Here is an 11922-nt window from a genome sequence, read left to right on the forward strand (position 1 = left end):
ACCGGCCCCTGAGCCGTGGTCCGCACCTTGCGGATCTCGAAGTCCATCGCACCCCTTGAGCTGGGGTGTTGCGACAACCACTAGAACCTAAGGGTATCCCTGCCCGGGCCCAACAGCCTTGCGGCTGCCGCTACTTCTCGCTCTGCTTACGCCAGCGGATGCCGGCCTCGATGAAGCCGTCGATCTCGCCGTTGAAGACCGCTTCAGGGTTGCCGATCTCGAACTCCGTACGCAGGTCCTTGACCATCTGGTACGGATGGATGACGTAGGAACGCATCTGGTTGCCCCAGGAGTTGCCGCCGTCGCCCTTGAGCGCGTTCATCTTCGCCTGCTCCTCCTGACGGCGGCGCTCGAGGAGCTTCGCCTGGAGGACGTTCATCGCGGACGCCTTGTTCTGGATCTGCGAGCGCTCGTTCTGACAGGAGACGACGATGCCGGTCGGCAGGTGGGTCAGACGCACCGCGGAGTCCGTGGTGTTGACGCCCTGGCCGCCGGGGCCCGACGAGCGGTACACGTCGACGCGGAGCTCGGACTCGTCGATCTCGACGTGGTCGGTCTGCTCGACCACGGGCAGCACCTCGACACCCGCGAAGGACGTCTGGCGGCGGCCCTGGTTGTCGAAGGGGGAGATCCGGACGAGCCGGTGGGTGCCCTGCTCGACGGAGAGCGTGCCGTAGGCGTACGGAACCTCCACCGCGAAGGTGGTCGACTTGATGCCGGCCTCTTCGGCGTAGGCCGTCTCGTAGACCTCGGTCTTGTAGTTGTGCCGCTCGGCCCAGCGGAGGTACATGCGCTGGAGCTTCTCGGCGAAGTCGGCGGCGTCGACGCCACCGGCCTCGGCGCGGATGGTGACCAGGGCCTCGCGCGCGTCGTACTCGCCGGAGAGGAGCGTGCGGACCTCCATCTCGTCCAGCGCCTTCCGGACGGACTCCAGCTCCGCCTCCGCCTCCGCCCGCGCGTCGGCGTCGCCCTCGTCCTCGGCGAGCTCGAAGAGGACCTCGAGGTCGTCGATGCGACTGCGCAGGGCCTCGGTCTTGCGGACCTCGGCCTGGAGGTGCGAAAGCTTGCTGGTGATCTTCTGCGCCGCCTCCGGGTCGTCCCAGAGGGACGGCGCCGCCGCCTGCTCCTCGAGCGCGGCGATGTCGACCCTCAGCGCATCAAGGTCCAGGACGGCCTCGATCGACCCCATGGTCGAGGAGAGGGACTTCAGCTCTTCGGAAATATCGACGACTGCCACGGGTCCAGCGTAACGGCTGGACGAGTGAACATGCCCCTCCCCTGGATCCAGGCCCCTCACGGGCTGCTCTCAGGGGGTCGAAGGAGCCGAATTCCGCGTGTCCTCGGGGGCTGCGCCCGGGTCGTCGCCGCTCGTGGCGAGCCAGCCGCCCACCCCTATCGCCGCGCACAGGGCGACCGCCGCGACACCCAGGGTGATCCTCCGCTTCCGGATGGCCGCCGACTTGTTCCGGGCCGAACCCGGGCGCGGCCGGCCGGGCGCACGCGGGGCGCGGGCCGTGCCGAGGGGGCCTCCGGAGAGCTCGTCGGGGGCGGGGACGCGCATGCTCGTATGGGTGTCCCGGTTGGAGTCCGGGGAGGCGCCGGGGACCAGTGGGACCGCGCCGCGACGGCGGGGCTCCTCGGCGGCCGGGGTGTACTGCTGGTCGTCGTACGCCTGCGGTTCGGCCTCGTTGTCCGGCTCGTCGACGTCGAGCGGGGGTATCCCGGACAGCAGGGGGAGCATCTCCCGCAGCCGGGTCGCGAGCTCGGAGGCGCGCAGCCGGGAGGCCGGGGCCTTGGCCAGGCACTGCACGAGGAGCTGCCAGAGCTCGTCGGGGATGCCCGGGAGCGGGACGACCGTCTCTGTCACATGGCGGCGCAGGACGGCCCCGGGGTGGCCGCCGCCGAAGGGGGTGAAGCCGGCGAGGAGCTCGTAGAGCACGGTCGCCAGGGCGTAGATGTCCACGGCGGCACGCGGCGGGAGGCCTTCGACGATCTCGGGGGCCAGGTAGTCGGGCGTACCGATGATCTTGGTGGCCTTGGTGCGGCGCGGGGTGTCGATCAGCTTGGCGACACCGAAGTCGGTGAGCAGCGCGGGATGGGAACCGCCGGGGCCGAGCGGGCCCTCCATGTCGAGCAGGATGTTCTCCGGCTTGACGTCCCGGTGGACCACTCCTGCGCGGTGCGCGGCGGCGAGACCGTCGGCGACGTCCGCGATGATCGCGGCGGCGGCCTCGGGCGCGAGACGGCGCTCCCGGTCCAGACGGGTGCGCAGATCGGTACCCCGCACCAGGTCCATCACCAGTGCCAGGTCGGTGCCGTCCACCACGAGGTCGCGGACGGCGACGACGTGCGGATGCCCGAGCCCGAGCAGCGCGGTGCGTTCCTGCACGAAGCGGCCCACGAGCTCCTGGTCGGACGCGAGGTCCTCACGGAGCAGCTTGATGGCGACCGGGCCCTCGGGCCCCTCGCCGAGCCACACCGTGCCGGCGCTGCCGCGCCCCAGGATCTGGTGGGCGGTGTACCGGCTGCCGATATTCCGTGCCAAGACTGCTCCCTCAGCGGCTGGCGTTGACCCCCGGTCGACAAAGTTACGCGGCGAACGGGGTGTTGCGTGCCCTGGATGGCGCCAACCTAGACTTCTGCGGGCGAATTGGGCCCGCAGAAGTCGACAAAGACACAGACTGGGCGACGTTACTGACCGGTTGTGCCGTCGGAGCCGCTTCCGCCCAGGTCCTCGAACCAGCCGGTGACCGTGTCGATGCCGTCCCCTATGGCGTCCCAGAAGCTCTTGCCCTGGGCGACCCAGTCCTGAAGCGGTGTCAGCTCCCAGATGAGCCAGCCGGCGACGATCAGCAGCACCACCGTGAACAGGCACCCCTTGAGGCAGCCGAGGCCGGGGATGCGCATCGGGTTGGCGCCGCGCTGCCGGGGCTGGCGCGGGGCCGGCGCCTGGGGCGGGGGCTGCTGCGGGGGCGCGTGCTGCTGCTGCTGCGGCTGCGGGGGCCGCTGCTGCTGGGGTTGCGGCTGGTATCGCTGGGGCTGCTGCTGCGGCGGGTACTGCTGGGCGCGCTGCGGCTGTCTGTCCTGCGGCGGCTGCTGGCGCTGTGGCTGCCTGTCCTGCGGCGGCTGCTGGCGCTGAGGGCGGCGGCGCAGCGGGTCCTGGCTCGGGTCGAGGTACTGGACCTGCGTCTGCTCGTTGCGGTCCCGGGCGGCCCTGAGCTGGGACTGCCACGGGTGCGGCTCGTCGGGCCCCGGCGAGCCGTCGGGGCGCGGCGGCACGGGCGGCATCATCGCGGTGGGGTCGGCCTGGCCGCCCCCGCCCGGGGTCTGCTGCATCACGCTGGTCGCGGCCGACGGGTCGTACGAACCCGCGTTGCTCGGCAGCACCTGGGTCGGGTCCGCCGCGTCCGGGGTGTCCGGGACGGCGGCGGGGGCCGGGTCGGGGGCGAGCAGGGCGCCCACACCCTCGGCGGCCGCGATCTGCGCCGAGTTCGCGTGCACACCGATGCCGGCGCCGACCGCACGCAGCGCACGGGCGAGGCTCACGGCGCTGGGCCGCTGGTCCGGGTCCTTGCGCAGGCAGCGCTCTATGACCGTCCACAGCGGTTCAGGGACGTTGCCTGGGCGCTGGGGCTCCTCGCTGAGGTGCCGGTGCAGGACCTCGAGCGCGGTGCCGCCGGCGAACGGCGGACGGCCGGTGACCAGCTCGTACAGCAGGATCCCCGCGCCGTAGACATCCACGGCCGAGGTCTGCGGACGGCCCTCGGCGGACTCGGGCGCCACATAGGCGGGCGTGCCGACGAACTCATGGGTCCGGGTCAGGCCCGGGGAGTCCGCCAGGCGCGCGATGCCGAAGTCGGTGAGCATCGGCGTCATGCCGCCGTCGCGCTCGTCGAGCAGCACGTTGGCGGGCTTCAGGTCGCGGTGCACGACGCCGTCGGCGTGGCTCGCGGCCAGCGCGTCCGCGATCTGGGCGGTGAGCAGCGAGGCGGCGACCGGGGTCAGCGGGCCGTTCTCGCGTAGATAGCGGTGCAGGTCGGGACCGTCGATCAGGTCCATCACGAGGGCGAGGAGATCGCCCTCGACGACGAGGTCCCGGGTGCGCACGATGTTCGGGTGGGTGAGCCGCAGCAGCACGGAGCGCTCACGCAGGAAGCGCATCACGACGTCCGCGTCGTTGGCGAGCTCCTCCTTGAGGACCTTGATCGCAACGGTCTCGCCGGGCTGCCCGGCGACGGCCGCCTCGGCGCCCGCGGTCTCCCGCTGGCGGGCTCGCCAGACGGTGCCCGTGGCGCCGCGTCCCAGCGGCTCCTCGAGCAGGTACTTGCTGCCGACTGGCCGCACGTCACGCGCTCCCTGCTGATCGTTGTGCTCGCGGTCCCCCGGGGCCCGCCGGATGTTCCGACCCACTCTAATGCCGCCGTACGGGGCACCGGTCGGTCGTCCTCCGGTCGTGTTGCCGCTGTGTTCACGGGAAGACGCCCACACGGAAGAGTTGGTTGCCGAACGAGTGTGCAGCACGTCCCCGGCAGGACCAAGCAGGCACTTTTACACCCACACTCGGCCATTCAAGATCACTAAGCGGTCACCCTCGGGCGTGTTGTCAGTGGCAGGTGCGAGGATGCCTCCAGCACAGAACTGTGGGGTCGGGAGCCTCATGTTCCGTGACGACCTGTACCGGACGACGCGTCCGCGCCGGGTGGGGGGAATCACAGGGCATTTCCCCTGCCGGGCGCCCCGCGCAGAAGGGACCGCTGACGGCGATGCAGATCCGGCTGACCGTCCTCGCGCCGCACAGCGGCCAGACCCCGGCGCGCGCCTGCGACGTGCTCGTGACCGCCCCCGCCGGGACGGCTCTCGCGGCCGTCGCCTCCAGCCTGGCCTCGGCGGTCTCCGGCCCCGAGGGCTCCCTCGGCGGCGGCGCCACCGTGCTGTACGCAGGGCGCGACCGGCTCGATCCTCAGCGCTGCGCCCTCGGCGAGCCGCCCCTGATCGACGGCACGGTGCTCTCGCTCCAGGTGCCCGGCGAGGACGAGGCGGCCGACGACGCCGTTCCCGCCCGGCTGCATGTCATCGCGGGTCCCGACGCAGGCGGGGTCCACCTGCTGCACGGCGGACAGATCCGGATCGGCCGCTCCGCCGACGCGGACGTCCCCCTCGACGACCCCGACGTCTCACGGCTGCACTGCGCGGTGACGGTGTCGGACGACGGCCGGGTGTCCGTCGCCGACCTTGGCTCCACCAACGGCACCTCGCTGGACGGCACCGACGTCCACGACCGCCCGGTCCGGCTGGTCCCCGGCGCCCTGCTGCGGCTCGGCGAGTCCACGCTGCGGCTCACGCCAGGCACCCGCACACCCGCGCTGACGACGACGCCGGACGGCGAGGGCCATCTGCGGGTGGCCCGCCCGGACGCGGCGGGCACCACCCCGGCGCCGGCCGGAGAAGGAGAACCCGACACGGATCCTGCCGCCCCCGGGGAGCACAGCCACAGCTACGTCTCCGGCCCCACAGGACACGAGGCGTACGGAGACGGCCCGTCCGGCCATGAGGGCGAGCCCCTCGCGCGGGTCACCCACGGCCGCGGCTCCGCGCTCGCGCCCGGAGAGCCCCCCAGACGCGGCGGCATAGGTGCCTGGGCGCGACGGCTCGCGAGCGGCAAGGGGGAACAGACGCAGGGGACGCCGTCCGGTGGTTCGCCGGCGACCGGACCCGAGCCCGCCTCCGCCCCGCGCTCCCCCTCCGTACCCCCTCACTCCCCCTCCGCCCCGGCAGGCACCTGGCCGGACCCCGCGACCGTGCTCCTCACGGCGCTCGGCCCCGGCCCCCGCCTGTGGGAGCGCGACACCGCGCACCCCGAGGCCCTGGTCGTGCGGCTCGGCACGACGGAGCGGGCCGACCTGCCCGCCGTGCCGGTCACCGTGGGGCTGCGGGAGGCCGGCTCACTCGGGCTCGCGGGCCCCAGGTCGCGGCTGACCGGACTCGCCCGCTCGACGGTGGCGCAGCTCGCCGCGCTGCACTCCCCCTTCGACGTGGAGATCGTGCTGATCAGCACGGACCGGACCCGGAGCCTGGAGGAGCGGCGGCGCGAGTGGTCCTGGCTCGGCTGGCTGCCCCATCTGCGCCCCATGCACGGCCAGGACTGCCGCCTGCTCGTCGCGTACGACCGTGAGCAGGCGGGCGCCCGCGCGGCGGAGCTGGTGCGCCGCATGGAGGAGGGGCCGCTGGGGCACGGCTGGGCAAGCGCCGACCGGAGCTCCGTGGCCGAGGCGGCCCGGCAGCACACCGGGCCGTACACCGTGGTGATCGTGGACGGCGATCCCGGGTCCGCGGCCCTGCGCGAGACCACGGCCGGCCTGGCCGGTGCCGGAGCCGCCGCCGGAATCCATCTGATCTGCCTGGCCGAGACCCCGGCCGCCTCCCCGACCTCCCCGGTCGCCGCGACGTACGACGCCGCGTGCCTGGCCTCGATCGCCTTCCGCGAGTGCGGTGCGGTCGCGATGCTCAGCGGCGACGTGGCGACCGCGCTGCGGCTGCTGCGCACGGCGGGCGGCCAGGCCGCCGGCCATGGCACGGTCGCCGCGGTGGACGCGGTGTCGGCGGCCTGGGCCGAGCGGTTCGGCCGTGCCCTGGCCCCGCTGCGGGACGAGGGCACGGCCGTCCTGCCCGGCCGGCCCATAGCGGCGGCCCTGCCGCCCTCCGCCCGGCTGCTGGACGAGCTGGGCCTCGCCAGAGCCACCCCGGCCTCCCTGATGGCGCGCTGGGCCTCCACGGCCGAAAACCAGCCAGGGGCGACGGTGCGCACGGCCGCATCCGGCTCCGCCGACCTGGACACGGCGGGCTCCGGCCGCACCCTGAGCACCGGGCCCCGGGTGGGCGCGCAGCGTGAGTCCCCCGACTCCGGGCACACCCCGTTCCGGAGCAGCGGTCCGACCAGTTCGGGCTCGGGCCGCTCCGCCTACCCGCCCGCGGCCGGAGGCGGCTCCACGCCCCGGATCGGCGCGCAGCGACGCGACAGTTCCACCATGGAGACCGGCCCCACAGCCGTGTCCTCCGGTTACGCGGGACGGCCCGTGATCGTCCTCGGGGCAGGCCCCCGGGGCCCGCTCTCCGTAGACCTGGCCGACGAGGGACCCCATCTGCTGGTCGAGGGCCCCGCAGGCAGCGGCCGCACGGAGCTGCTGCGCGCCGCCGCAGCCTCCCTGTCCTCCGCCGCACGCCCCGACCGGCTGGGCATCCTCCTCATCGACGGGGCGGGCGGCGAGCACGGGGAGCGCGGCGAGGGGCTGCGCCCCTGCACGGAGCTGCCGCATGTCTTCACACACCTGGTGGCCTCCGATCCCGTACGGATGCGGGAGTTCGCCCAGGCTCTGGGCGGCGAGCTGAAGCGCCGGGCGGAGCTGCTGGGCACGCTGGACTTCACCGAATGGCACGCGCGGTACGAGGAGTCACAGGGGCTGACCGGACGTCGTGCCGCCGACTCCGCCGAACAGCGCGGCGACCTCGAATCGCCCGCCAGCGGCACTCTCCGGCTACGGACCACCGCGGCCCGCCCGTTGGACCCCGGGCCCTCCCCTCTCCCCCGGCTGGTCGTCCTGGCCGACGATTTCGACGCCCTGGTGGCCCCGGCGCTCGGCAGCCCCGGCCGCCCGTCCGCCGGGTCCGTCGTCCGGGTGCTGGAGGCCGTGGCCAGGGGCGGCGGACGCCTCGGCGTCCATCTGGTCGCCACGTCCGCCCGCCCGGACCGCACCGAGGACACGGAGCTGGCCAGGGGCGCCCGGCTGCGCATCGTGCTCGACCCGCCCGTCGTCCCCCCGTCCCCGGACGAGGCCGCGCCGGGCCGGGGGCGGCTGGGGCATCCGGACGGCCGGGTGACGCCCTTCCAGGGCGGCCGGGTCACCGGCCGCATCCCGCGCACGGCGACCCTGCGCCCCACCGTCGTGCCCCTGGAGTGGGAGCGGATGGGGGATCCGCCGACCCGCCGGCCGGTCCGCGAGCTGGGCAACGGACCCACCGACCTGGCCCTGCTCGCCAGCGCCCTGGAGAGGGCGGCCCGTTCGGTGAACGCGGAGCCGCTCCCTCCGCTGATTCCCTAGACTTCTGCCGCCGGCCACGACGTCACGAGCCCATCACGATCACCGAGTTGGCACAGGCCGCGGTATTGCGGCTCCGGTGCGCCGGGCATAGGACTGTGCGCACGGACGACGTGAACCGCACGATGTGAGACGTGAACGGCACCGCAGAGTCCCGCCGTTGGTGCCGCTCGACGCTCATGCGCGCGCAGGAGAGACGGGGCAGGGATGCGCAGAACCCTTCGCATGCGTAGGGCCGCACTGGTGTTCACCGCGATCGGGGCGCTGGCCCTCACCGGGTGCAGCGGCGACAGCGGCAAGGACAAGCCCGCCGACGACGCCGGCAAGAGCGAGGACCCCGCGTCGAGCGTCAATCTGCCGAAGCTCGACGGCGAGAAGATATCGGTGGCCGCGGTCTGGACCGGACCCGAGCAGGCCAACTTCACCAAGGTCCTCGACGAGTTCGAGAAGCGGACGGGTGCCACGGTCACCTTCGTCCCGGCGCAGGACCCGATCGTCAACTTCCTCGGTACGAAGATCGCGGGCGGCCAGCCCCCGGACGTCGCGATGCTCCCGCAGGTCGGCGCGATCCAGCAGGCCGTGGCCAAGAAGTGGGCCAAGCCGGTCGGCAACGAGGCACGGGCCCAGCTCGGCCAGAACTACGCGCAGGTCTGGCAGGACCTCGGCGCGGTCGACGGCACCCAGTACGGCGTCTACTTCAAGGCCGCCAACAAGTCCCTGGTCTGGTACAACGCCAAGGCGTTCGAGAACGCGGGCGCGAGCGAGCCGAAGACCTGGAAGGACTTCCTGACCACGGCCGAGACGGTCTCCGCCTCCGGCGTCACCCCGGTCTCGGTCGGCGGCGCGGACGGCTGGACGCTCACCGACTGGTTCGAGAACGTCTACCTCTCGCAGGCGGGCCCGGAGAAGTACGACCAGCTGGCCAAGCACGAGATCAAGTGGACGGACCCCTCCGTCAAGGACGCCCTGACCACGCTCGCCGAGCTCTTCGGCAAGCCGAGCCTGATCTCCGGCGGCGCCGACGGCGCGTTGCAGACCGAGTTCCCGGTATCGGTCACCCAGACGTTCACCGGCGGTGACCAGCCCAAGGGCGCGATGGTCTTCGAGGGTGACTTCGTCTCCATCAACATCGCGCAGACCGAGGCGAAGATCGGTACGGACGCCAAGGTGTTCCCGTTCCCGGCGGTCGGCGCGGACTCCCCGGTGGTGACGGGTGGCGACGCGGCTGTGGCGCTCAAGGACAGCAAGGGCGCCCAGGCGCTGCTGACCTGGCTCGCCTCGACCGACGCGGCGAAGATCTGGGCCGAGGCCGGCGGGTTCGTCTCGCCCAACAAGGCGCTGGACGCGGCCGCGTATCCGAACGACGTGCAGCGGAAGATCGCCGAGGCGCTGATCGACGCCGGGGACGACGTCCGGTTCGACATGTCCGACCAGGCCCCGCAGTCGTTCGGCGGGACGCCCGGCAAGGGTGAGTGGAAGACGCTCCAGGACTTCCTGAAGAACCCGAAGGACATCGCGGGGACTCAGGCCGAGCTGGAGTCCGACGCGGCCAAGGCCTTCACGAGCTGACGGGGATGACCACAGCGACAGCGGGGGGCGCCGGAAGTGCGCCCCCCGCCGACAAGCGTCCTGCCACGGGCAAGCGACCGCGCGGGAGCGTGACCGGCACCCGGAGGGCTGTCGCGGCGGCGTTCCTGCTGCCGGCCCTGGTGCTGCTCGGCGCACTCGTCGTCTATCCGATCGTGTACTCCGTCTACCGCTCGTTCCTCGACCAGGCCGGCACCGGCTTCGTGGGTTTCGACAACTACAAGGCGCTGTTCACGGACGACACCATCCGGACGGCGGTCAAGAACAACGCGATCTGGGTCGTGTTCGCGCCGACGGTCGCCACCGTCCTGGGCCTGATCTTCGCGGTGCTCACCGAACGGATCAGGTGGGGTACGGCGTTCAAGCTGGTCGTCTTCATGCCGATGGCGATCTCCATGCTGGCCGCCGGCATCATCTTCCGCCTGGTCTACGAGCAGGCACCGGAGCGCGGTGTCGCCAACGCCGTCGCGGTGGGGGTGCACGACACGTTCGCGCAGTCCTCGGGCTTCCCGAAGGCACATCCGCTGCCCGTCCATCCGCTGAAGGCGGACGGTGGCGGTGCCTTCGTGACGAAGGAGACGGTGCGGGCCGGTGAGCCGGTGAGTCTGCCGCTCGTCGGTGTGGTGCCGGCGAAGATGCCGGGCGACGCGGAACCCGCGAAGGCGCCCGCCGCGTCGGGTGAGGGCATCACCGGGACCGCCTGGCTCGACTTCACCAAGGGCGGCGGCGGCAGACCGAACGCCGTCGATCCGAAGGAGCTCGGCCTCAAGGGCATCACCGTCGAGGCGGTGAAGGACGGCAAGGTCGTGGCCTCGGCGACGGCCGGTGCGGACGGGGTGTTCACCCTGCCCGCCTCGGCGGACGGGTCCCTGCTCCGGCTGCCGGCGGACAACTTCCGGGAGCCCTACAACGGAGTCGACTGGCTCGGGCCGTCCCTCGTCACACCGGGGATCATCGGGAGCTACGTCTGGATGTGGGCCGGTTTCGCGATGGTGCTGATCGCCGCCGGCCTGGCGGGGCTGCCGCGGGAACTCCTCGAAGCGGCGCGGGTGGACGGCGCGAACGAGTGGCAGGTGTTCCGCCGGATCACGGTCCCGATGCTGGCCCCCGTGCTCGCGGTGGTCCTGGTCACCTTGATGATCAACGTCCTGAAGATCTTCGACCTGGTCTTCATCATCGCCCCGGGCTCCTCCCAGGACGACGCGAACGTCCTGGCCCTCCAGCTGTACCGCTCCTCGTTCGGCACGGACGCGGATCTCGGGGTGGGCAGCGCCATCGCCGTACTCCTGTTGCTGCTGGTGATCCCGGTGATGCTGTTCAATGTCCGCCGCATGCGGAAGGAGGGGCGCCGGTGACGACGACCGGAATCACAGAGGCCAAGCAGTCCCTCGGGGCGCGGATCGCCTCCCGGGCGGGCGGTGGTGCCATGAGGGTCTTCCTCGTCCTGGTGGCCCTGTTCTGGCTGATGCCCACCATCGGACTGCTGCTCTCCTCGCTGCGCGGGGCCGAGGACATCGCGGCGACCGGCTGGTGGAAGGTCTTCACCGCCCCTTCCGAGCTCACCTTCGACAACTACCAGCGTCTGCTGGACAACTCGACGATCACCGGTTCCCTCTTCAGTACGGTCATGATCACCGTCCCGTCCACGTTCCTGGTGGTCGTCATCGGCTCGTTCGCCGGATACGCCTTCGCCTGGATGGACTTCCCCGGCCGCGACTGGTGGTTCCTGGTGGTCGTGGGCCTGCTGGTGGTACCCGTACAGGTCGCCCTGATCCCGGTGTCCGAGCTCTTCGGCACCATCGGGATCTTCGAGACGACCTTCGGTGTGATCATGTTCCATACGGCGTTCGGCCTGCCGTTCGCCATCTTCCTGCTGCGGAACTTCTTCGCCGAGATCCCGCGCGAACTGCTGGAGGCCGCACGGCTGGACGGCGCGGGCGAGATCCGGCTGTTCACGCGGGTCGTCATGCCGCTCGGCGGTCCCGCGATCGCCTCGCTCGGGATCTTCCAGTTCCTCTGGGTGTGGAACGACATGCTGGTCGCCCTGATCTTCGCGGACTCGGAGTCCCCGCCGATCACGGTCGCCCTGCAGCAGCAGGTCCGGCAGTTCGGCAACAACATCGACGTGCTGGCGCCCGGCGCCTTCGTGTCCATGGTCATTCCGCTGGCGGTGTTCTTCGCCTTCCAACGGCAGTTCGTGTCCGGTGTGATGGCGGGCGCAGTGAAGTAGCGCACGGCTGCG

At 72.2% G+C, this 11922-nt stretch carries 7 protein-coding genes; 4 read left to right on the forward strand and 3 right to left on the reverse strand.

The features are described from left to right. Positions 1–130: 130 nt before the first annotated feature. From prfB to ACIREO_RS39090, 3 genes are all read right to left on the reverse strand, one after another. A complete protein-coding gene (gene prfB / locus ACIREO_RS39080; RefSeq protein WP_404119682.1) occupies positions 131–1237 on the reverse strand; it encodes a peptide chain release factor 2 in 1107 nt (368 codons plus the stop codon). 69 nt (positions 1238–1306) lie between these two features. After that, complete coding sequence (locus tag ACIREO_RS39085) at positions 1307–2545, reverse strand: serine/threonine-protein kinase (RefSeq protein WP_404119685.1); 1239 nt, start codon at positions 2543–2545, stop codon at positions 1307–1309. A 146-nt stretch (positions 2546–2691) separates the two neighbouring features. Further along, positions 2692–4344, reverse strand: coding sequence for a serine/threonine-protein kinase (locus tag ACIREO_RS39090; RefSeq protein WP_404119688.1), 1653 nt, complete (start codon positions 4342–4344; stop codon positions 2692–2694). A gap of 419 nt (positions 4345–4763) precedes the next feature. Here ACIREO_RS39090 and ACIREO_RS39095 point away from each other — a divergent pair, with 419 nt between their 5' ends. From ACIREO_RS39095 to ACIREO_RS39110, 4 genes are all read left to right on the forward strand, one after another. Continuing rightward, on the forward strand, positions 4764–8096 hold the full coding sequence (locus ACIREO_RS39095; RefSeq protein ID WP_404119691.1) for an FHA domain-containing protein: 3333 nt from the start codon (positions 4764–4766) through the stop codon (positions 8094–8096). Positions 8097–8300: 204 nt separating this feature from the next. Then, on the forward strand, positions 8301–9662 hold the full coding sequence (locus ACIREO_RS39100; RefSeq protein ID WP_404119694.1) for an ABC transporter substrate-binding protein: 1362 nt from the start codon (positions 8301–8303) through the stop codon (positions 9660–9662). A gap of 5 nt (positions 9663–9667) precedes the next feature. Then, on the forward strand, positions 9668–11035 hold the full coding sequence (locus ACIREO_RS39105; protein ID WP_404119697.1) for a carbohydrate ABC transporter permease: 1368 nt from the start codon (positions 9668–9670) through the stop codon (positions 11033–11035). Next, positions 11032–11910 (forward strand): carbohydrate ABC transporter permease, encoded by an 879-nt coding sequence (locus tag ACIREO_RS39110; protein ID WP_404119700.1) that lies wholly within the window; start codon positions 11032–11034, stop codon positions 11908–11910. The genes ACIREO_RS39105 and ACIREO_RS39110 overlap by 4 nt, the downstream gene beginning before the upstream one ends. The last annotated feature ends 12 nt before the right edge of the window (positions 11911–11922 follow it).

Source organism: Streptomyces sp. NPDC102441 (genome assembly GCF_044765585.1).
Classification (GTDB): domain Bacteria; phylum Actinomycetota; class Actinomycetes; order Streptomycetales; family Streptomycetaceae; genus Streptomyces.